Source organism: Dysgonomonas mossii, assembly GCF_004569505.1.
In the GTDB taxonomy this organism is placed as follows: domain Bacteria; phylum Bacteroidota; class Bacteroidia; order Bacteroidales; family Dysgonomonadaceae; genus Dysgonomonas.
The window spans coordinates 843,195-866,021 of sequence record NZ_SPPK01000002.1; the positions used below are offsets into that span (position 1 = coordinate 843,195).

22 protein-coding genes are annotated in these 22,827 nt (G+C 37.8%); 2 read left to right on the forward strand and 20 right to left on the reverse strand.

The window, feature by feature from the left end:
• Positions 1 to 168: 168 nt before the first annotated feature.
• The 18 genes from fmt to E4T88_RS09000 all read right to left on the reverse strand — a co-directional run bounded on the left by fmt (position 169) and on the right by E4T88_RS09000 (position 17,848).
• Complete coding sequence (gene fmt, locus E4T88_RS08915) at positions 169 to 1,140, reverse strand: methionyl-tRNA formyltransferase (protein ID WP_135105099.1); 972 nt, start codon at positions 1,138 to 1,140, stop codon at positions 169 to 171.
• Between the two features lie 118 nt (positions 1,141 to 1,258).
• Entirely contained in the window at positions 1,259 to 1,489 is a 231-nt protein-coding gene (locus tag E4T88_RS08920) for a hypothetical protein (RefSeq protein WP_135105100.1), read from the reverse strand.
• Positions 1,490 to 1,585: 96 nt separating this feature from the next.
• Entirely contained in the window at positions 1,586 to 3,382 is a 1,797-nt protein-coding gene (locus E4T88_RS08925; protein ID WP_135105101.1) for a chloride channel protein, read from the reverse strand.
• Positions 3,383 to 3,565: 183 nt separating this feature from the next.
• Complete coding sequence (gpmA, locus tag E4T88_RS08930; RefSeq protein ID WP_006842966.1) at positions 3,566 to 4,312, reverse strand: 2,3-diphosphoglycerate-dependent phosphoglycerate mutase; 747 nt, start codon at positions 4,310 to 4,312, stop codon at positions 3,566 to 3,568.
• A gap of 75 nt (positions 4,313 to 4,387) precedes the next feature.
• Positions 4,388 to 5,149, reverse strand: coding sequence for a peroxide stress protein YaaA (yaaA, locus tag E4T88_RS08935; protein ID WP_135105102.1), 762 nt, complete (start codon positions 5,147 to 5,149; stop codon positions 4,388 to 4,390).
• 92 nt (positions 5,150 to 5,241) lie between these two features.
• On the reverse strand, positions 5,242 to 6,123 hold the full coding sequence (locus tag E4T88_RS08940; RefSeq protein ID WP_135105103.1) for a glycosyltransferase family 2 protein: 882 nt from the start codon (positions 6,121 to 6,123) through the stop codon (positions 5,242 to 5,244).
• Complete coding sequence (locus E4T88_RS08945; protein ID WP_135105104.1) at positions 6,120 to 7,571, reverse strand: lipopolysaccharide biosynthesis protein; 1,452 nt, start codon at positions 7,569 to 7,571, stop codon at positions 6,120 to 6,122. Before E4T88_RS08945 ends, E4T88_RS08940 begins: the two co-directional genes overlap by 4 nt.
• Before the next feature lie 155 nt (positions 7,572 to 7,726).
• Positions 7,727 to 8,551: a translation elongation factor Ts gene (gene tsf, locus E4T88_RS08950; protein WP_135105105.1), complete on the reverse strand. Its 825-nt coding sequence runs from the start codon at positions 8,549 to 8,551 to the stop codon at positions 7,727 to 7,729.
• A gap of 117 nt (positions 8,552 to 8,668) precedes the next feature.
• On the reverse strand, positions 8,669 to 9,520 hold the full coding sequence (gene rpsB, locus E4T88_RS08955; RefSeq protein ID WP_006842961.1) for a 30S ribosomal protein S2: 852 nt from the start codon (positions 9,518 to 9,520) through the stop codon (positions 8,669 to 8,671).
• Positions 9,521 to 9,715: 195 nt separating this feature from the next.
• Positions 9,716 to 10,102 carry a 30S ribosomal protein S9 gene (rpsI, locus tag E4T88_RS08960; RefSeq protein WP_006842960.1) on the reverse strand — a complete coding sequence of 129 codons (387 nt, stop codon included), beginning with the start codon at positions 10,100 to 10,102 and terminating at the stop codon, positions 9,716 to 9,718.
• A 6-nt stretch (positions 10,103 to 10,108) separates the two neighbouring features.
• Positions 10,109 to 10,564, reverse strand: a complete 456-nt coding sequence (gene rplM, locus E4T88_RS08965) for a 50S ribosomal protein L13 (RefSeq protein WP_006842959.1) — start codon at positions 10,562 to 10,564, stop codon at positions 10,109 to 10,111.
• Positions 10,565 to 10,791: 227 nt separating this feature from the next.
• Positions 10,792 to 11,313 (reverse strand): GNAT family N-acetyltransferase, encoded by a 522-nt coding sequence (locus E4T88_RS08970; protein ID WP_135105106.1) that lies wholly within the window; start codon positions 11,311 to 11,313, stop codon positions 10,792 to 10,794.
• A gap of 14 nt (positions 11,314 to 11,327) precedes the next feature.
• Positions 11,328 to 12,122 carry a thymidylate synthase gene (locus tag E4T88_RS08975; RefSeq protein ID WP_135105107.1) on the reverse strand — a complete coding sequence of 265 codons (795 nt, stop codon included), beginning with the start codon at positions 12,120 to 12,122 and terminating at the stop codon, positions 11,328 to 11,330.
• 245 nt (positions 12,123 to 12,367) lie between these two features.
• Entirely contained in the window at positions 12,368 to 13,177 is an 810-nt protein-coding gene (locus E4T88_RS08980) for a DUF4249 domain-containing protein (RefSeq protein WP_135105108.1), read from the reverse strand.
• A gap of 20 nt (positions 13,178 to 13,197) precedes the next feature.
• Entirely contained in the window at positions 13,198 to 15,465 is a 2,268-nt protein-coding gene (locus tag E4T88_RS08985) for a TonB-dependent receptor (protein WP_228093842.1), read from the reverse strand.
• Positions 15,466 to 15,732: 267 nt separating this feature from the next.
• The gene (locus E4T88_RS08990) at positions 15,733 to 16,335 is read right to left on the reverse strand and encodes a hypothetical protein (RefSeq protein ID WP_228093844.1); all 603 of its coding nucleotides are present in this window, start codon (positions 16,333 to 16,335) and stop codon (positions 15,733 to 15,735) included.
• Positions 16,336 to 16,358: 23 nt separating this feature from the next.
• Positions 16,359 to 17,279: a FecR domain-containing protein gene (locus E4T88_RS08995; RefSeq protein ID WP_135105110.1), complete on the reverse strand. Its 921-nt coding sequence runs from the start codon at positions 17,277 to 17,279 to the stop codon at positions 16,359 to 16,361.
• Positions 17,273 to 17,848, reverse strand: a complete 576-nt coding sequence (locus E4T88_RS09000; RefSeq protein ID WP_135105111.1) for an RNA polymerase sigma-70 factor — start codon at positions 17,846 to 17,848, stop codon at positions 17,273 to 17,275. Before E4T88_RS09000 ends, E4T88_RS08995 begins: the two co-directional genes overlap by 7 nt.
• A 303-nt stretch (positions 17,849 to 18,151) precedes the next feature.
• Here E4T88_RS09000 and E4T88_RS09005 point away from each other — a divergent pair, with 303 nt between their 5' ends.
• Complete coding sequence (locus E4T88_RS09005; RefSeq protein WP_006842951.1) at positions 18,152 to 19,354, forward strand: pyridoxal phosphate-dependent aminotransferase; 1,203 nt, start codon at positions 18,152 to 18,154, stop codon at positions 19,352 to 19,354.
• The gene (locus E4T88_RS09010; RefSeq protein WP_135105112.1) at positions 19,351 to 19,932 is read left to right on the forward strand and encodes a non-canonical purine NTP diphosphatase; all 582 of its coding nucleotides are present in this window, start codon (positions 19,351 to 19,353) and stop codon (positions 19,930 to 19,932) included. Before E4T88_RS09005 ends, E4T88_RS09010 begins: the two co-directional genes overlap by 4 nt.
• Before the next feature lie 129 nt (positions 19,933 to 20,061).
• Here the strand turns inward: E4T88_RS09010 and E4T88_RS09015 are convergent, their stop codons facing one another.
• Together E4T88_RS09015 and E4T88_RS09020 are read right to left on the reverse strand one after the other, a co-directional pair.
• A complete protein-coding gene (locus E4T88_RS09015; protein ID WP_135105113.1) occupies positions 20,062 to 21,906 on the reverse strand; it encodes a membrane dipeptidase in 1,845 nt (614 codons plus the stop codon).
• A gap of 10 nt (positions 21,907 to 21,916) precedes the next feature.
• Positions 21,917 to 22,708, reverse strand: a complete 792-nt coding sequence (locus E4T88_RS09020; RefSeq protein WP_135105114.1) for a DNA alkylation repair protein — start codon at positions 22,706 to 22,708, stop codon at positions 21,917 to 21,919.
• Positions 22,709 to 22,827 lie beyond the last annotated feature (119 nt).

A 22,827-nucleotide genomic window follows, 5' to 3' on the forward strand; every position in this document is an offset into this window, starting at 1 on the left:
ACCTTTTCTTAGCCCCTTTCGGATTCAACTTTATGTAAATCTCTGGTTAAAGAGCTATTATTAAAAAAGTAACAAAAGTGACACTTTTTTATTTATAGTATCTGTGTAACATTTTGTTTTTTATTCTCCTTCGTTATTTTATAATAAGATAAATTTAGTCAAACTAAATTATTTAAAATAAGCTCCTTCTTCTATTTTATATCCTCTCAATACTTCATCTATCTTCATCGCTTTTTTTCCTGCAAACTGGATCTCTTCCACGCTGATAAGGCCATTCCTACATGCAACATGCAGGTATGTTTTATTATCAGTCTGAATAATTCCCGGCACTACTGTATTTGCAGAAGGCACAATCTCTGAACAATATATTTTTACCATTTGAGGTTCTTTTCCCTCACTAAGAAGTTCTGTCCATGCTGTAGGATAAGGAGACATACCTCGAATTAGATTATGTATTTCTCCTGCCGATTTATTCCAGTCGATACGGCAAGTCTCTTTAAATATTTTGGGCGCATGTTTCAAGTCTTTTTCATCAGAAAAGAACTGCTTCTGATCTACAGCATCTACACTACCCTCCAAGATCATATCAACTGTTTTTTGTACAAGCCCGGCTCCGACAACCATCAATTCATCGTGAATTTTACCTGCATTGTCATTTTCTCCTATCTTGATCTTTTCCTGTAGAATTATCTTACCTGTGTCTATCTCATGAGTAAGGAAAAAGGTGGTTACACCTGTTTCTTTATCCCCGTTTATTATAGACCAATTGATAGGCGCAGCACCGCGATATTGCGGTAGCAGCGAGCCATGAAGATTGAAAGTTCCCAATCGGGGCATATCCCATACCACCTCGGGCAACATGCGAAATGCAACTACTATCTGCAAATCCGCTTCCAACGCCTTTAGTTCACTGAGGAAATTTTCATCTTTCAGCTTTTCGGGTTGTAGTAAAGTTAGATTCTGTTCCAACGCATATTTCTTTACAGCAGAATACTGTATTTTGTATCCTCTGCCGCTTGGTTTGTCGGGCATGGTTATTACCCCGACTATATTATATTCGTTTTCAACGAGCTTTTTCAGACTTTCTACTGCAAAATCTGGTGTCCCCATGAAAACGATACGCAAATCTTTCTTATCCATTTATTTTTGATTGTTTAATGCAAATTTAAGGATAAAACGTTATTCTTAAAAGTGCAAAAGCGTAAAGATTGATAAATCAAACAATCTCTACGCTTCGTTTATTTTGATATAGATATTATCAGTATTGATTTTTTCTGTTATTCTTATCTATATTAAAAGGATCTTTCTTGAAAAACAATGCCTTAACAAGCCACATAACCAAAAAAGTAATACAAGCTATAGCGATTGTTGCCCCCGAACGCCATATAATGCCCCACTCGATGGGTTTAATTCCCCAAAGAGCCAAAACAGTCAAAGTAGCACCTGTAAGAATAATTACAGCCGACAGAATACCTATAAACAGTCTCATAAATACCTAATTATTTAAGTTTTACTCTAAAAAGCAAAGATATAAAACTCTAGCAGACTTTATGTATTTATAAATATTATTTAGGAAAAAGCAGTGTCATTCTTCCACAAAGTTCTCAGCTAATACCCCTCTGTATACATCCAAAATGTTAGATTTGGAGATAAATCCCAGATATACATCATTCTGGTCTACCACAGGTAAGTTCCAAGCCTTAGTTTCGTCAAAGCTCTTCATTATAGATTCCATAGTCATACCTACAACCACAATAGCCGGAGGTGATGTCATGAAGCGTGATACCTTGAAACGGTTGTATAATTCGGGGCGAAACATAATATTTCGGATATTATCCATAAGAACAATACCCAAGAATCTCTTTTGTTCATCTAAAACAGGAAAGACATTGCGAGATGATTGAGATATAACTCTCACCATATCGCCTAGGTACATATCAGGGCTCACTGTCTGAAAATTAGATTCTATTAGTTTCTCAATATTCATCAGTGTAAGTACGGCTTTATCCTTATGGTGAGTTATAAGCTCCCCTTTCTTTGCCAGACGCATCGAATAGATACTATGTGGCTCAAAAAACTTGATCACCACATAAGAACAGATAGAAACAATCATCAGAGGGAGTAGCAGTTCATATCCACCCGTCAGCTCTGCAATCAGGAATGTTCCCGTTAAAGGGGCATGCATTACACCTGCCATTACACCTGCCATTCCCATTAATGCGAAATTCTCTTCCGGCAATAACGGTGCAAAGCCTGTTAGTCGTGAGTGATTTATAGTAAAAGAAAATACAAATCCGGCAATACAACCCAAGAATAAGGATGGAGCAAATATCCCCCCTGTTCCTCCTGCACCGTTGGTTGCACTGGTCGCAAATACTTTCATCAGCAGAACTCCCGCAAGAAATAAGACGATAGTCCAACGGGTATCTTTAAATTCAAAGAAAACACTATTGTCCAACAACCCAGTGTAGTTCTTTGTTCCACTGATCAATGCCTCTATTGTATCATAACCTTCTCCGTAAAGAGGAGGCATCAAAAATATTAATATACTCAATATGCTTGCACCAAATGTAAACTTTTGCCAGTATGACATCTTGTGAAATATTCCTTCTGTCCACCCCATAGCACGGGTAAAATAGAGAGAAACCAATCCGCAAAAAATCCCCAGCAAAATAACATAAGGAATACGTTCGAGGGTAAAAGGCTCTGTATAGGCATAATTAAACATTGCCGAAGTCCCCATCGTCAGATATGAAATCGTAGCTGCCGTTACAGATGTTACCAACAACGGGAGTACAGTAAACGTTGTCAGGTCGAGCATCAATACTTCCACCACAAAAACCAATCCCGCAATAGGTGCTTTAAAGATACCCGCAATAGCACCCGCAGCACCACATCCGATCAGCAGCATCAGGTATTTCTGTTCTACCTTAAAGAAACGTCCCAGATTAGACCCGATAGCCGATCCCGTAAGTACAATAGGTGCTTCCGCTCCAACCGATCCCCCAAAACCAATTGTAATAGAACTGGCTACAATAGAGGTATATACATTATGGAGCTTTATAAAGCTTTTACGCTGAGATATAGCATACAATATTTTTGTAACACCATGGCTGATATCATCTCTCACGATGTAGCGAACAAACATTCCGGCGATTAAAATACCAACTATAGGATATATGAGGTACATATAGTTAGCGCCTTCTGTGAGGAAAGGAGAAGTAAGAAGATGTTGTATAAAGTGAATTGCACTTTTAAGGATAAAAGCTGCTAATGCTGTAAATATTCCGATCAGGAAACTTACGAACAAGACCATCTGTTTCTCTTTTACATTTTGGGTCTTCCAGACAAGGAATCTGTTATAAAGTTTTTTGCGTGACATTTAATTTTAGGATTGAACTCCAAAAGTATAAAAAATTGGGTACAGAAATAAATTATTTTCACTCTATAGTGTTAAAACTAAAGAGACCAAACCAAAGTGTTGGTTTAGTCTCTTTTATTTTTCAGCTAGTCAGACTAGTTATTATAAAACTTCCACGCCTGTATGAAGGCTGAATTATTTATCTTATTTCTTTTTTCCCTGATTAGCAACAGCATCCATCAGTTTTTTGATTTCTTCAGGATCACCAAGGAAATAATCTTTCACGAGGTTCAAATCATTGTCGAATTCAAAAACGTAAGGTACAGCTGTAGGTAGGTTCAAGCTTACGATATCTTCGTCCGAAATACCTTTCAGATATTTGATGATACCACGTAAGCTGTTTCCATGTGCTGCAACGATAATTTCATCGTGACACATCAATGATGGGTAGATAACTTCTTGCCAGTATGGAAGGATACGATCTACTGTTTCTTTCAATGCTTCTGTTTCAGGGATATATGCTTTAGGTACATCTGCGTAACGAGGATCTTGAGAAGCTGAACGAGGGTCTGTTGGCTCTAGTGCAGCAGGTGGAACATCGTAGCTACGTCTCCAAACAAGTACTTGTTCGTCACCGTATTTCTCAGCAGTCTCAGCTTTGTTCAAGCCTTGAAGCATACCGTAATGTTTTTCGTTCAAACGCCATGTTTTTTCAACAGGAATCCAATCCAAGTCCATTTGGTCAAGGATATTATTCAACGTTTTAACAGCTCTTTTCAGATAAGAAGTATAAGCTAATGTGAATTTGAAACCTTCTTCTTTCAATAGTTTTCCGGCTTTTATAGCTTCTTGTACTCCTTGCTCCGACAAGTCAACGTTTGTCCATCCTGTAAAGCGGTTCTCTTTGTTCCAAACGCTTTCTCCGTGGCGAATTAATACTACTTTTTTCATCTTTATTTACTGTTTTAATTATTATTTTCCAACTACGCAAAGTTAGTTAAATTATAGCGGAATAGCAAGTCGATCTTATCGAATAAATACCCATTCCTTATCATCCGAAAGCTGTGGTGCAAAAGTATATCCTTCTGTATCGAAACCCTTCAGGTGCTCTATGTCTTTCAGTTGATTTTGTATAATAAAGCGGGTCATCATACCTCGTGCTTTTTTTGCGTAAACTACTATTTGTTTATATCCTTTATCTGTTTGCTGTTTGAATATAGGGGTTATGATCTTATGTCCTTTAGGCAACAGCTTTTTATCTACAGCCTTGGCGTATTCTTTCGAAGCCAGATTGATAAGGACATTGTCGTCAGCTTTCATTTGTTTGGCTATGTACTTACTGATGGTGTCGGACCAAAATACATACAAATCTTTCCCTTTATCGTTCACTATCGGGATTTGCATTTCGAGACGATATGGTTTAATCAGATCTAGAGGACGGAGTACGCCATACAGCCCTGAAATATGTAGTAAATGTTTTTGAGCAAAATCGATATCTTCCGCAGAAAATGATTGCGCGTCCAGTCCCTTGTATGCTATTCCATTATAGGCAAATGCTGCCTGTTTTTGTGGCGTTTTGCTTAGAGGATATGCGTGGATGTATTGGTATACATCATGTGCCAGCTGAGGGTTAATACTCATTAAAGACGCTATTTCTCCGGGAGTAATACCTTCCATCGATTTGTACAATCCTTTAGCTTCTTTCGCGTAGAGTGGGGTGGTTGACTCTTTTATCGGAGCCGGCTTTTCAAAATCCTGCAACTTTGCAGGAGACATTATTATAATCATATTTTTATTTCTTTATAAGTTCGTAATAATGTAAATTTATTGTAGGAACAGATATTGCATTGTTAAAACACTTATACCAAGGTTTTTGTTGCTTATCGAGGAAGAAGACTTCTAATCTTCTTTCTTGCATAGTATATATATGCCAGGAAAGTATCTGACCTAGAGAAGGTAAAATCTGAATCTGGTAGAATAACTCTGAGGTCGGATGTCCTTCGAATTTTTTCTCGTCCCATGTATTTCAGAAGGCTTTTTCTATACTTGGCAGGTTTGTTTTCCAAGCTGTACTTTTTGTAAAGGTATATTTTCTCTGATATTTTCACCTTCGTTTCTGCAAGGCATTGCTGCGTGATTTGAAATTCACTGATTCCGATATTAACCAATATTTCCGGAGAGAATGCGAATGTATTATCTTTAGCCATAATCACCTGCATGTAGAAATCCATATCTACCAGCCATATCAGATTCGGGTCGAAAAGATAGCCTTTGTTTCTGAAAATACATACACTTGGAGCACCCAGCCGGTTGCCGGTGTATATTATTGTAGCATCACCCTGAAGTTCTGAGATAAATTCACTGCTTGCTATATGGGGCTTCGAATTATTATGGTTGTCCAAGTCGCAACTTGCCGAAAAAGCAATGTCAGCACTTGGATTTTCATCTAACAGTTTGACATACTTTCCTAAGCTGTCTGGAGAAGAAAACCAATCATCATGATGAAGTATCTTGATATATTCTCCTTTTGCTTTTTTTATTCCCTCGTTCCAATTCAGCGGAGAGCCTAAAGGTTTTTCGTTTTTGAAATATTTTATTCGCTCGTCCGAATATTCTTCAACCAGTTTTTGTAATGAGTCATCGGGAGAATCATCTGTGATAACGACCTCGTAATCTGTAAAACGCTGCTCTAAAATAGAGTTGAGGCAACGTCTCAGAAAATCAATATGTTTGTAAGCCGGGATACAGATGCTGACTTTCATTTCTTTATCCTTTTATTGGTAACATATTCGATGGCTTCTCTTAATATTCTGGCTTTTGAAAAATATAGAGTTCCTATATACAAAGCTCCTACAAATGCTATTTGGCATATCATTAATACAACAGGTTGGGATATCGCAAACCTGAGCATATAGCCACATAGTATACAAATAAATGATATTCCAAAATAAGGCAATAAATCTTTTATTAGTTCAACCAGACTGTAATTTATCAGCTTGTTAGACATAATAGAGGATACAATGTATCTGATAATGTAGGTTGTCGAAATACCCGCAATGTAATATAGATAACTGAGCCCGAAAATAAAAGGGATGCATATAGAGCTGAAAATCAATATAGCATGCATAATTGTCAGAATAAGAATCAATCCCGATTTGCCTTTTATCCTTAATATATCTCCATTTGTAGTTTCAAGGCCTGCAAATATACCGCCAATGCATAGCAGTTGCAGGATGGGAGCTGCTGAGAGCCATTGTTCTCCCAGTATGTACATAAATGATTGTGCTACCAATATTATGCCCATAAACATCGGGAATATGACAAATGCTTTGATCCTGATAAATTTTCTGAATATATATTTCAATCGGTGGTCATCATCGTGTATCGACGATAGGATAGGATAGGAGACACTGTATATCGATCCGTTTAAGACATCGTTAGCCGAATTGTAATTTCTGTAAGCTAGATTGTATAATCCCCCGATACTTAATGAGTAGAATTTCCCTAGTATGTTTTGGGGAATGTTTACCATTACAGAATTTATAATACTACCTAAAACCAATTTCGAGCTGAAAGCGAACAGGTCTTTAAATGACTCTTTACTAAACGATCCCGATGGTTTCCATCTGCTGAATATCCACAGGCAACAAACTTTAAGGAATGTCCACAGTACCACCTGGGTAGCTAATGCCCATACTCCAAAACCAAAATAGGCAAGCAATAGTGTTACAGAGTATGATGTAAATACTGAGAATGCATTAATCTTGGTGATCAGCTTGTAATTTATTTCTTTGATGAGTTTGGCATTCTGTACTACAGCAAAAGAGTTAAAGAGGAAGGATAGGAATAAATACCTTGACAAGTCTGTCAAAATAGGTTTATCGTAATAGTTGCTGATGAGTGGAGCCAGAAAGAATAGGAGCAGATACAAGAATATACCGATAGATATATTCAGATAGAAGACAGTGGTGTAATCTGCTTGTGTAATATTTTTCTTACGAATAATAGCGCTAGAGAAGCCGCTTTCGTGTAAGATATTTGCTAATCCTACAAATATGGCAAGTACGCCCATTAGTCCGTAGCCTTCTTTATCTATTAGGCGCGCAAGTAATATTCCGGCAACAAATACAAACGCATTTTGGAGTAGCTTATCCAATACACTCCAACTCAGTCCGGATACGGTTTTATCTTTTAATGATTTTTCCTTCATAGACTCCTGTCGAGGAACAGTTTATCTTAATACTTTATTTTGAACGCAAAGCTACTAAAAAAAGCCATATCAATTTAATATCGTATGCGTATAAAAACAAAGAGAGTAGTTCTGAAAACTACTCTCTTCTATATATGATTCTTTGGAAACTCCGATTATTCAGCGTTCAAAGTATAACGTTGGAAACCGACAACAGTAAGTTCTTTATCGTGCGCAGCAAGATATTGAGCTATTGTTAGTTTTGGATTCTTAACGAATTCTTGTTGAAGAAGTGTAAATTCTTTGTAGAATTTATTTAATGCACCTTCTGCAATTTTTTCAATCAAGTTTTCTGGTTTGCCAGCTTCGATTGCTTTTTCTCTTGCGATGCTTAGTTCTCTTTGTTTGATTTCCTCAGATACTTCTTCAGGAACAAGAGCTACAGGGTTCATAGCTGCAATTTGCATAGCTATGTCTTTTGCTACTTGCTCGTCAACGTTTGGTTTGTTGAACCCTACGATAGAAGCTAGTTTGTTACCCGGGTGAACATAAGCAACAACTGTAGGAGCTGTAATTTGTTTGTAAACGCTGAACTCCATTTTTTCGCCTGTAACACCCATTCTGTCTGTTACAAGGTCAGTGATAGCACGACCGCTAACTTCAACAGCTTTCAGTGTGTCGATATCAGCCGGTTTGTTTTCTAATGCAGCATCTAGGATAGATTTAGTCATTCCTACAAAATCAGCATTCATTGCAACGAAGTCTGTTTCACAGTTTACTGCTACAATCGCAGCGAAATCGCCTTGAGTAGCAGCAAGTACACAACCTTCCGAAGCATCACGGTCTTCACGTTTTGCAGCAAAAGCTTGTCCTTTTTTGCGAATTATCTCAACAGCTTTGTCGAAATCTCCTTCAGCCTCGTTCAAAGCATTTTTACAATCCATCATACCAGCACCTGTCATTTTGCGTAGATGTTGGATATCAGCCATAGAAATTGCCATATTCTTTCTCCTTTTATTTTGGTTTATAATTATTCTCTATTGATTTAAAGAAAAAAGACCAAATAAATAATCTCTAAGAAGGCTTTCTTAGAGGCTATTTATTTAGTCTTTATACTATTACTCTTCGTCCTCTTTAGCAAACTTGCTGGCTACAGCCGCATTGATTGCTTCTTGGTCTTCTTTAGTTACAGCTTTTTTAGCACCTGCTTTTGCTTTGCGTTCTCTTCTTGGAGCTCCTTCTTCATCTTGAGCTTCAGCAGCAGCGCTATCTGCTTTTTCGATCTTTCTTTCTTCAAGACCTTCTTTGATTCCTTCGCAAAGGCTTCCTAAGATAAGTTCGATAGATTTTGCAGCATCGTCATTAGCAGGGATTACGAAGTCGATATCTTCAGGGCTAGAATTTGTATCTACCATAGCAAATACAGGTATACCAAGACGATTAGCTTCTCTTACAGCAATGTGTTCTTTCATTACGTCTACCACAAACAAAGCAGATGGAAGACGAGTTAAGTCTTGGATAGAACCCAATGTTTTTTCAAGTTTAGCACGTTGACGAGTTACTTGAAGTCTTTCTCTTTTTGACAAAGTATCGAAAGTACCGTCTTTGATCATCTTGTCGATAGTTGACATTTTCTTAATAGCCTTACGGATAGTAGGGAAGTTTGTCAACATACCTCCTGGCCAGCGTTCTACCACGTATGGCATATTCACTGATTGAGCCAAGTCTGTAACAACTTGTTTTGCTTGTTTTTTTGTAGCAACGAACAATATTTTTTTACCTGATTTAGCTATTTGCTTCAATGCAGCAGCAGCCTCTTCAGTCTTAGCTATTGTCTTATAAAGGTCGATAATGTGGATACCGTTGCGCTCCATAAAGATGTAAGGAGCCATAGCCGGATTCCACTTTCTCTTTAAGTGACCGAAGTGTACACCAGCTTCTAATAATTGGTCGAATTCTAATTTTGCCATTTTTAGTTTTTTTGTTTCGTTTACTTTCTTTTTCTGTTAGCGAATTGTCGGGTAGCTCATATTCAGAAGTCCCGGCAATTTAGATACTAAACGTAATTTTAGAGATGAGGCCGACTCATCATTATATATTAACCAACTTATAACTTTTAAGCGGCATATGCCGGCAAAGTGTAATTGGGTAAGATAATATCCAAATTAACGTTTTGAGAATTGAAATCTTTTTCTTGCTTTCGGTTGTCCCGGTTTTTTACGTTCTACAACGCGTGGGTCACGAGTCATAAATCCTTCAGCTCTAAGAGCAGCCTTATCTTCTGGATTGATCTTAACCAATGCACGAGCGATACCTAGGCGTGCAGCTTCTGCCTGTCCTTTGTATCCGCCACCGTTAAGGTTGATCTTTATGTCGTACTTACCATCTACAGCAAGTTTGCTTAGAGGTTGTTTTACAACATATTGAAGAATAGTTGAAGGGAAGTAATTGTCTAGTTCACGTTTGTTGATCACTATTTTTCCGGTTCCTTCGCTTACGAATACGCGAGCTATAGCAGCTTTACGTCTTCCTATTGCATTTACTACTTCCATTAATAATTATTTAAGAGCGTTAATATCTATTGTTTTTGGTTGTTGAGCATCATGTTTGTGCTCAGTTCCTGCATATACATAAAGGTTCTTAAGAAGGGCAGCACCAAGACGATTCTTAGGTAACATTCCTTTTACTACTTTATGCACTAAGCGGTCAGCTCCTTTTTCCAGCAAAACTGCAGGAGTTGCTTCTCTTTGACCTCCAGGATAACCTGTATATCTCAGATAAACGCGATCGTTCCATTTATTTCCTGTAAGTACAACTTTATCAGCATTGATGATGATTACATTGTCGCCACAGTCAACGTGTGGAGTAAAACTTGGTTTGTACTTCCCTCTCAGAAGTTTTGCCACTTTAGAGGCCATACGCCCTAAGGTTTGGCCTGTTGCGTCAATCACAACCCATTCTTTTTGTACAGTTGCTTTGTTCGCAGAAATGGTCTTATAACTTAAAGTATCCACTTAATTAAAAATTAATTTGGTTAATGACTTTTTTGATTCACACAACTATCATCCGTTCATCGAGCTAAGATATGATAAACGATAATCGTTTGTTAATCAATTTTTTACGTTTTATTTCGTAATAATCGGCTCGCAAAATTACTATTTTTCACGGAATTAACAAAATATAATAGAGTATTTTTGTCGAATTAATAGTATATAAACTGTATTTGCAGGGAGTTAGCGTATTATAAGGTTAATTCATAAAGACGGAACCATTTCAAATGCTCGTATCCGAGCCCTAAATCCACTATTCCTATGTATTCATATCCGTGCTTTTCGTATAAGGATATTGCTGCTGTATTATTTATGGAAACATCCAGCCGTATGCTTTTCATATTCAAAGCTGATGAATATTGTTTTGTGAAACTTATCAACTCGGATGCGACTCCCTGATTCATAAAGTCAGGGTTTGTTACAAGTGTATGAACTACTATAATATTACTGTAATTCGTATCAACTTTCCATTTAACCTGATTATATGCATCTTCCGGCGTATGGTTAAGGATAATACTTCCGAGGATTATACCATTATCTTCCACAACGAAAAGACTCTTTTCTTCAATTCCTTTTATGGCAGTTTCTCTAATCGGATATACATGCTTTATCCATCCCGGATAATTTATATTAGCTTCCAGATAATCATTTAAATTGTTATACAGATTTTCTAAATTATCTATATCGGAGATTAGCCCTTTCCTTATGTTCATATTATGGAAATTACTTAGACAGCAACTTCTCCTTTTATATGTGGATGCGGGTCGTATCCTTCAAGCTGGAAATCCTCATATTTGAAATCAAAAATGCTTTTTACCTCAGGATTGATTATCATCTGAGGGAGAGGACGAAAATCTCTGGTGAGCTGTAGTTTTACCTGATCTAAATGATTCGTATAAATATGAGCATCACCCAGTGTGTGAACAAATTCGCCTTCTTGCAATCCTGTTACTTGAGCCATCATCTTTAGGAGTAAGGCATAAGATGCAATATTGAAAGGAACGCCAAGAAATATGTCGGCGCTACGTTGATAGAGTTGTAAGCTTAGTTTGCCATCAGCCACGTAGAACTGAAAAAAAGCATGGCAGGGTGGGAGGTTCATATTCGGCAGATCGGCAACATTCCATGCGCTCACAATAATACGACGCGAGTCAGGGTTGTTCTTTATTGTCTCTACAGTATTGGTTATCTGGTCTATATATCCTCCATTATAGTCGGGCCACGAACGCCATTGGTATCCGTAGATATGTCCGAGGTCTCCGCTTTCGTCAGCCCATTCGTTCCAGATGCGTACCCCGTGATCTTGCAGGTATTTGGCATTGGTATCACCAGCCAAAAACCAAAGCAGCTCGTATATAATTGATTTTAAGTGTAATTTCTTTGTGGTCAGTACCGGGAATCCTTCTGCCAAGTTATATCGGCTCTGATGTCCGAAAACGCTTATTGTACCTGTACCTGTTCTATCTTCTTTGAATGTGCCTTCAGCCAGCACACGTTTCAGTAAGTCGTGATATTGTTTCATTGCAAAATATAGTGATATTAAGTACAAAAATAGTCAAAATATAGAACAAATGGGTATAAGGTGACTTCTTAACTTTCTAAACTATATCTTTACGTTGGCTTTATTGGTGTTGTGTCTTGGCTTTCGATATTCAAGTCCTTGATTACATGGATAAAAAAAGTGAGTCAAAAGTAATTTAGACTTCTGATTGTTAGTCTTAATTCTACAAAACAAAGAGAAATCTAAATTACTTTTGACTCATCCTTCTATTCTTCCCACTCGGCAGTAATAGTCATTTTATCTACAGTAGATGCAGAGAAGTAGCCTAATGCCCCACCTTTGATATTGGAGGTTGGGTTTGTCTTCGAATCTTCAATTCTACTTAATGTATAAAAGAAAGTGTAAGCTCCTTTATCGATACATTGAAATTCTACTTCAATCTCATCTCCCTGTTTGATTGGGTCTACGTCATCATCGTTGATGAATACTGGTAAAAACTGATGTATCGGGCTGCCGTCCATAAACTCAGCACTCAGCACCATTTCATTTACATCCGGCAATTGTTTTCCATTGATATATACAAGACACCGGTAGTACTGATTGGTCTCTCCTTTAGGATCGGAGAAGTGAATCATCGGAATAGCATATTTCATTACCGGAATTTTATACATCGACAATGAATCGAGTTTTACCAACGGTGGAATTTTAGAAGTAGACGTATATTCTTTATCTTCGTAGGTTACAGATAAGTTATAACTGCGCCCAATCACCCCTTTGATATTTTGTGCAACATACCAGCCTGTATTGTCCTGTTGTAATGTCTCCGTGTTTCCTGCATCATCGGAGATTTTTACAATAGCTCCTTTTAAGAAAGGGTAGCCGCTATTATCATTAAAATCGAGCGTATGGCTTACTCTTACTTTAGCCAATTGATCCTGTTTTACAATACCTTCTATTTGTATGCGTGGTGTAACCGAATTAAGCTCTACATCTATTTCTTTTTCACAAGAGGTTACTGCAAGCATTACAGCTAAAGCCGAAAGTACTATTATATATTTGTTTTTTATACTTTTCATAATTTTCCTGCTTTTTTAGTTTAAAACTTGAAGTTCCAAGAAACAGATGGAACAAATGTAAATAGTGAATATTGATAAGCTGTTGTCTTGCTTGGATCTTTCGAGTTGGTACGGAATTGAATCATATAAGCATTCTCTCGTCCATAAGCGTTGTATAGACCGAATACCAATTCCGACTGAAATTTAGAGGTCTTCTTTAGCAGACAGGTTGCACCTAGATCGAGGCGATGATAATTAGGCATCCTGTAGCCATTTCTCTCTGCATAGTACATCACATCTTTACCATTGACCTGATACTTTCCGCTTGGATAAGTAATCGCATTCCCTGTATAGAATACCCAAGCCGCAGATAACGACCATTTAGGGTTGAGTTCGTACATTCCCACAATTGATAAATCATGCGTGCGATCTTGGAATGCATTATACCATCTGTCTTCATTTATGCCGTCAATCTTTTTCTCCGATTTCGAAAGAGTGTATGCTATCCACCCCGTAAGCCTTCCCTGACGCTTCTTCAGCGAAAGTTCTACCCCGTATGCTCTTCCTTTTCCCGATAGCAGCTCTGTTTCTATAACGTCATATCCTTCTATGTCGGCATTGTCCTTGAAGTCGAGCTGGTTTCTCATATCTTTGTAATAACCTTCGATGCTGAATTCGAACATATTATCATTGAAGTTTCTAAAGTATCCGAGCGACACTTGATCTGCTATCTGTGGCTTTACATTGTTAGAGCTGGATGTCCAACGGTCGAAGGGTGTGCCTTGTGCCGAGTATGACAACAAGTGCATATTCTGTGTTGTGCGTGCATAAGCAGCTTTTATTGAAGATACTTCATTTAGTTTGTAAGCAGCTGAAAATCGAGGTTCGAGATTTATATATGTTTTTACTACTTTTCCCGATTTGTACCATGTGCTATCTAATACATTATTATCCTGATCTAGCGTATAATATTGTCCTTTCCCCAACGCCATGAATGCCGAAGCACGAAGTCCATATACCACCTCCAGATTATCAGTTATCTTGATCTGATTGGATATGTAAGCTGCATTTTCTGACGAATAGCGATGATGCAGATCTACCGAGTTTTTTTGCTCCGAGTCCAGATTATAGTTTCCGGGAGCCAAATCATGGTATGTAGAGCTGACACCTAAGCGCCATTGGCTGTTTTTACTTTGCTGAAAGATAAACTCATGCTTTAAACCATAGTCTTTGATTTTAGCTGTTCCATTCAAGTTCATTCCTACTTCCATCCCAAAGTAGTAATCGTATTGATTATAAGATAGTGATGTGCGAGAAGTCCATTTGTTATTGAAAGTATGACTCCAGTTAGCTATCAGAAAACTATTACCCCAGTTCACCTCGGCTGCATCTTTTAATACCATTTTGTCTCGTCCCAAATATCCAGAAATAGATATCTGGTCTTTATCAGACAAGGCGAAGTTCAACTTCATATTCAGATCATAAAAATACAGGTAAGCATTTTTTGCATCTTCTATTCCCGACATACGTGCCAATGCATCGGCATAGGTGCGTCTTGCCCCTATCAGGAAAGATGATTTCCCTTTTTGTATAGGCCCTTCAGCATTCACATTAGACGAAATAAGCCCGATGCCACCGGCTACATGATATTTCTGATTGTCACCATTGCGTTGTTGAACATCTAAGATTGATGCCAAGCGTTCTCCGTACTGCGCCGGCATAGCTCCTTTATACAGCGTTACATCACGTAATACTTCCGAGTTGAACGTAGAGAAGAAACCCATGAGATGGGATGCATTGTAGAGCGATACATTATCCAGTAAGATAAGGTTCTGATCGGCACTACCCCCACGTACATAAAACCCTGAACTGCCTTCTCCGGCACCTTGTACTCCGGGCATTAACTGTATCGATTTTATGATATCACGTTCTCCGAGTAGAACCGGAATCTTATTTATTGTTTGTATCTCCATTTTTTCAATCCCTGTTTGTGGCGCAGATACATTTGCATCGGGACGCTCGGCAGATACAACAACTTCACTCAAACCAATTGTAGTTTGTACAAGTTCGATATCCTTTTTTATATTCTGGTTAAGAGAAATCTTCAAGGTCTTTTTTTCGAAGCCGATATAATCAACCTTTAATATGTATTCTCCTTTCGGAAGAGTGAGGGCATATTTCCCATTCTCATCTGATGATACACCACTGCCATTTCGGTTTTCTATTATAATTGGAACTCCTATCAGTGTTTCTTTTGTACGAGAGTCAACTACCGTCCCGCTAATTTTATAGGTTTGTGCACTTGTCAAAACCGGAATTATAAATAAATGTAAAAGCCATAGAAATGAAACCCAAGTCTTTTTGGGTAAAAAATTTGCATGTACTAACATAAGTAGGTTTAAATTTTTAAACAAAGTTCAATTTGTTTATATTAATGTATAAGTTTTTATCTATTCAGATCTTAGTGGTTTTAGAAAATAGAACCATTAAAATCTATGTTTATTATATTCACTCGTTCACAATTTAACAAATGAAGAGTGTTCTTTTTTTATAATGCAAAGTTAGATCAGACCATATTAACCAACAAGTTGAAATCGATAAATGCATATTTTTTCTCGATGAATTAACTCTAAATGTGCATTAATTATAGTCACTATCCTTCTTCTCGAATATAGCGTGAAAATTCTTGCGATTTTTTTTAACATAATGGTCTCATTTTTGTTGTTGTTTATAGTTAAAGGAAGCCCTTTCTCTATCCGCTCATCAGCGATTTTGTCATTTCCTATATTACTAAGACCACTATGCGGGGTGTTTCCACTACTCCTATCTACAATATTTTTATCGTCTACTGTAATTGGTTCATAATTAGCGATTCCCTTAGGGGTTGCTTTGGCTGATGTTATTATTACATATTTACCTTTTATAATATAAAAAAAATATTTGTCGTGCAGCAGTATGTATACCGCCTCGGTTACCTCTTTGTTGACAATATTGATAGTAATCTTCTTATGCGTATCCAAAACCTTAGGGTTGTACGAAAACTCGACTCCCGTTTGTTGGGTTATAAGTTTCATCGCTACACCGATTCTCTCATTCTGTAATTTTATGTTTACCATTTTCTGAGAGTACAAGCTAGCAGTGATAAGGATAAATAATGATATAAATATTATTTTCTTCATTCGACTTTAATTATGATCTTTCCCTATTCGATTGTATAGCCATCGCCTATGTGGTCTACTTTCAGGTTTAATGTAATAGCTACTACATCCAGTATGGTAGACAAATCTTCTTTTGTGAATGTTACTGTAATAGGAAGATCTTGGACACTTTTATCTTTTAGCTCTATCTGTTGCCCGTAGAATGTATTTAGTTGGTTAATAACTTCGCTTAGAGTTGTCCCTTTGAACTGGAAACTACCTCTCATTGTTTCCTTATAGAATTTATTGTTTTTAGATAAGTAATATCCGCTTTGACTCATCTTAAGATTTATGCCGGTGTTGTTGTCCGAATAAAACAATACTTCACCTTCGGTAACACTCACATAAACGGAGTCGGGAGTATTTGCTTCAACTGTAAACTTAGTACCGATATCTTTTACATATGTATTCCCTGCTTTCACAATTTTGCTTTCTGCTTTTTTCGAATTCATTTCAAAGGAAGCTTTACCTTTTAGATAAATAGTATCTCTTGTTCCGTTTTTGCTAAAAGAGACTTCACCTTCTATCAAGTTTATTTTTGTGCTGTCAGCAAAAGAATACAACCCTTTTTCAGTAATGGTAGTAATCGGATTGTCTTGCTTTCTGTTGAAGATAAAAAATAGTATCGCAACAGCAGCAGCTGCACCGATTATCCAAGCTAGAGGCTTTCTTTTGTTCCTTTTGTGAGACACTGTCTTTAGAGAGGTTTTATTTATATGTTCCTCTAGTATTTCAATCGCTTTTTGTACATCGAAGGGAGGGTATTCGGCCGTTCCCATATTTTGATAAAGCGAAGTGAGCTCAAAGAAATAGTCTTCATGCTCCTGCGACTCGGCAAGCCACTTCTCCAAGCGTATTCTATCTTGAGGAGATAACTCTCCTGCAAAATATCGTGCTAATAATCTGTCAGTGTCATTCGTTACCATAGTCCAATCAGTTTTATTAAGTAGTATAACACGACGACCGAAATAAATTCTTTCAGGTTTTCTCTCAAGAGCTTCAGTGCTTTAGCTATTTGATTTTCTACAGTGTTTGGAGAGATTGCCAGTTCTTGAGCAATCTCCTTATAGCTCATCATTTCGAATCGGCTAAGTTCAAATACCTCTCTGCATCGGGGTGGTAATTGTGCTATCGCCATAGTGATTTTATAATTCAGTTCTTTTTCTACAATGCTTTCATATACTTCGTTATGCTCAATCGGTTCGTCTAAGGCTATTTGTTGATTATGCTTCTGTTGCACCTTCATCTGTTTAATTCGGTTCAGACAGATATTATGCACAGCCATATACAGATAAGACTTTATTGACACGGTTATACTCGTATTGAGGCGGTCGTCCCATAGTTTAAAAAATACTTTCTGAACGGCATCTTCTGCCTCGAACTGATCTTTGAGAATACTATAAGCGTATTTACATAAAGGTTCATACCACCTTTTGAACAGGGCTTCGTGAGTTTCTTTATCTGTTAACCTCACTGTCTCTTGAATAAGCTCCACTTTTTTACATTGCTTTTGATAGGGTCGTTTCGGGTCAATTCTACTTCCCTATATGATATATGACAATTTTGTCCGGGTCTTCCACTATGTGAAAAGCAAATATATTTCTTTTTCTGATAAATACCTGCCTTTTTGTTGTTTGAATAGAATAAGATTATTAACATTGTTTGATATTCAATGCATAACGTTGTATATATCTAACTCACAGAACCAAAAATCTATTTTTGCATTCCGGGTATAAGTTTTCCTATAATTCGTATATTTGTGCTTCATTGTAAAATTGTATAAATAATATATTCGATTATGCCAAGTATCTCGCAACGAGGAATAGATATGCCAAATTCGCCAATCAGAAAATTGGCTCCCTTATCAGACTCTGCAAAGGCTAGAGGTCTAAAAGTTTACCATCTGAATATCGGACAACCCGATCTACCGACACCGGAAGAAGCTCTCGAAGCGATTCGGAATATAGACCGCACGATCTTGGAATATAGTCCCAGCGATGGCTACCGTTCTTATCGTGAAAAGTTGATAGGATATTATGCAAAATATAATATTAATGTATCTCCCGATGATATTATTATTACCACAGGCGGCTCAGAAGCGGTATTGTTCGCTTTCTTAGCTTGTCTCGATCCGGGAGATGAAATCATAGTTCCCGAACCTGCTTATGCCAACTACATGGCCTTCGCAGCATCGGCAGGAGCAGTTATCCGTACTGTGTCTTCTACCATTGATGAGGGGTTTGCACTACCTCCTGTAGAGAAATTCGAAGAGCTTATTAATGAGCGGACTAAAGGTATCCTTATTTGTAACCCGAATAATCCGACAGGCTACCTGTATTCTCGTACAGAAATGAACCAGATAAAACATTTGGTGCAAAAATATGATCTCTATTTGTTTTCAGACGAAGTATATCGTGACTTTATATATACCAACTCACCTTATGTTTCGGCATGTCACCTTGTTGGAATTGAGGAGAATGTCGTACTGATTGACTCTGTGTCGAAACGGTATAGCGAATGCGGTATCCGCATCGGTGCTTTGATTACCAAGAACAAGGAGCTTCGCAAAACTGTAATGAAGTTGTGTCAAGCTCGTCTTAGTCCGCCACTTATCGGTCAGATAGCAGCGGAAGCCTCTCTGGATGCTTCTTTGGAATATATACGCGACATATACGAAGAGTATGTAGAGAGACGGAAGTTCTTAATCGATAGGCTAAACCGTATTCCGGGAGTATATTCTCCTATACCTATGGGCGCATTCTATACCGTTGCCCGATTGCCGGTCGAAGATTCTGACGACTTTTGCGCATGGTGTTTGTCCGATTTTGAATACGAAGGACAAACTATATTTATGGCTCCTGCTTCCGGCTTTTACACTACACCGGGACTTGGTAAAAATGAAGTACGTATTGCTTATGTACTTAATAAAGAAGATTTAGCGAAGGCGCTTACTGTATTAGAAAAAGCTTTAGAGGCCTATAATTCAAAAGATAAAAAATGAGAAGAAAATTAGTTTTTGCTACTAATAACAGTCATAAGCTCGAAGAAGTAAAAGCAGTTGTTGGAAGCAGTTTTGATATACTCAGCCTAAAAGATATTGGTTGCCACGAAGATATTGAAGAACCGGGAGAGACATTGCAGGAAAATGCTCTGATAAAAGCCCGCTACGTAAAAGATAAATATGGCTATGACTGCTTCGGAGATGATACCGGACTGGAAGTCGAAGCTTTGAACGGTGCTCCGGGAGTATACTCTGCCCGTTATGCGGGAGGAGATCATGACTCGAAGGCAAATATGAAAAAGCTGCTCAAAGAGCTTGATGGTACTACTAACAGGAAAGCGCAGTTCAGAACTGTGATCGCACTGATATTGGATGGCAAAGAATATCTATTCGAAGGAAAGGTGAAGGGTAGTATTATAACCGAAGAAAGGGGAGATGCGGGATTTGGTTATGATCCTGTTTTTCAACCTGATGGATACGATCAGACATTTGCTCAATTAGGGTCAGAGGTGAAGAATAACGTAAGTCACAGAGCATTAGCTACAAAGGCTTTGTGTGAGTTCTTAAAAAATATTTGAACAATTAGATTCTAAGTAGAACTGGCTGAAAGGAAGTAAATAACTTACTCTTCTTTGTCATCCTGAACGAAGCGAAACATCTCGTGTTTAAAAGATAAAATCCTTTCAGGCAGTTCTATTTATTGCAACTTATTTTTTTGCTCCTTTTTGAACAGTAGCCATTACCCTAAGGAGATTGTCTCCCCATATCTTAGCGATATCTTCATCTGTGTAACCTTTCTCTAAAAGCTTCATCGTAATATTAATCATATCATTGCTGCCATTGCAGCCAATAAGCCCGCCACCGCCATCAAAGTCGGAAGCAATGCCTACATAATCTATTCCGGCGACCTTTACGGCATAATCGATATGCTCTATCGCATCAGATAGGGATGCTTTTTTCCGATCTTTATTCACAAAGAGATCTACCAAACATATTTGCACAACTCCTCCGTTCTTTGCTAAAGCTTGCATTTGCTTGTCTGTAAGGTTTCGGTCATGGTAGCATAGTGCTTGTACTGACGAATGAGAAGCGATAATAGGTTGAGTAGAGAGTTTGATAACATCCCAAAAAGTCTTTTCACTCACATGCGATATGTCAATCATAACTCCCTGTCTGTTCATTTCTTTTATTACCTCTTTCCCAAAGGGGCTTAACCCATTCCATTCAAGTGTAGTATCACTCGATGTATCACATATATCATTGTCTTTGGTATGACAAAGCGTAATATAATTCACCCCCATTTTCTTGAACCGGGCAATATTCTCAATATCTTTCCCTATTCCATAACCATTTTCTATTCCTATGAAAATGGCTTTCTTTGCTGCGTTTTTTATTCTAGCAAGATCATCTGTCGTATAAGCTATTTCGCAGATATCATTATTTTTCTCTACCTGCGAATGGATACCCTTTATCAATCCGTCTATTTTGTCGACGGCAGCCTGCGATGAAACTTTATCCCGTTTCCCTTGAGCCGTATAAGCAGCAAAGAAAATAGCATCTAGCATGCCTTCTTCCATCTTCGGAATATTCACCTGATTGTTTTCTCTTTTTCCGATATCGAATCCTGCTTTTTTGAATTCTAAAGGAGTGTCGCTATGAGTATCAATAGAAAATATATGTTTATGCAGTTCTTTTGCCTTTCGGAAAGTTTCGGCTTCAGAAACTATGAATTTAAAGAATTTCAGCATCGTAGTATCTCCCCCGGCAACATGTCCTTCGGGATGCCATTGTACACCAATTATTCTTCTGTCGGGATAGGCTTCTATCGCTTCCACAATGCCATCCTGTGCTCTTGCTGCCAATTTGAATCCGGGAGCCACATCTTTTACACCCTGATGATGGAAGCTGTTGACAAATACTTCTGTTTTTCCAAGTATTTTACTCAATTGAGAATCTTCTACAATAGAGACTTTATGTGTTCCTATTTCCTTAGGCTCACTTTGCCTGTGTTTTACACTTTTATCCTGATGCTGTGTGGGAATGTCTTGATAGAGTGTTCCTCCAAAAGCAACATTGATCGCCTGCTCTCCTCTACATATCCCTAATACAGGGATGTTGCGGTCTGTCGCCAACTTTAAAAGTACTAAATCATAAATGTCACGGATAGAATCTATTTCATTCATATCCGGGATCGCCTGCTCTTTATAGTATAGCGGGTTGAAATCTTCACCGCCGGTCATTACTAATCCGTCGAGATCCTTTACAATATCTCTCAGTACTGTTCCTTTTGTCATCACAGGGATAATAAGAGGGCGTCCTCCGGCTTTGAGAATAGCTTCTATATATGTTCCGGGTACGCTCGATCCTCCGTTGCTTGTACGGCTTGCAGAGACTCCGATCAATGGTTGCTGTTTTGCTCTCAGATCAACAAAGTGCGAGTCTGTATATTCATACAATTTTTGCAAATCGGGGACTATCGACTCTTGTCCTCTTAGCGAAAGGATATTCAGAAACAATAATATAATGAGTATATTATATGTACTTCTTTTCATTGTTAATCTCTTATTTTTTGTTAATCGTTCGAAGAGCCTTCTTTATTATATATTTTGTCTCCTTGGTCGGATTATTGCTTTCCCATTTATTTGTAACTTCAATTACAAAATCGGGACGGGTTTTACTTGCATCATTCAACCAATTGCCTACACTATCCTGTACATACTTTTCAGAGTCCGACTTTAGTGCTTCTAAAATTGGCAAAGCAATTTCGGGCTGTTGCTTAAGTTTTTCGATATGTTTGCTCCATACCCCATTCGGACGTATAGCTTCTGATGCAAATCTGCGAATATTATAATCTTTGTCCTTAGTCCATGCTAACAATATCGGTATAGCATTTTCTATATTGCGATCCATATCTTCACGAACGGCCATCCATGCAATCTCTCTTACCCCAAAATTGCCATCGGCGGCAAAATCTTTGATTGCTTCCAGTTTATCTACAAAAGATATTGATTTGTCTAAGCCTATCATATAGGCAGCCCAACAGCGTACATTATCGGATATGTGACTTTTAAGTGCTTTCAACAGCTTCTTATCTGTTTCTTGAAGCGTTTCTCTCAAAAGCGTTTCTCCTATTCTGCGTATCGTTTGCATTGTACTCGCTTTTTCCAACACTTCAAGGTCTGATAAACAAGCCGTCGCATATTTCTCCGACAAAACGTTTTTCAAAAGCTCTTTTTGGTCAACAGCCAGCCACTCTGTCAGATTAACAGACTCTATCATACCCAGATTCAGTTGTTGCAATACTTCGGCTGGTATATCTTTTAAGGATTTTGCTCCTTTTCTCTTAACTTCCATATATAAAACAAATTAAATAGAAAAAGTAACAAAAGTAACACTTTTAAATATATTATTTGTTGTCACTTTTTTCTTTATTCAATAATACTAATAGCCTCTTTAAATTTTCCACGAATTTT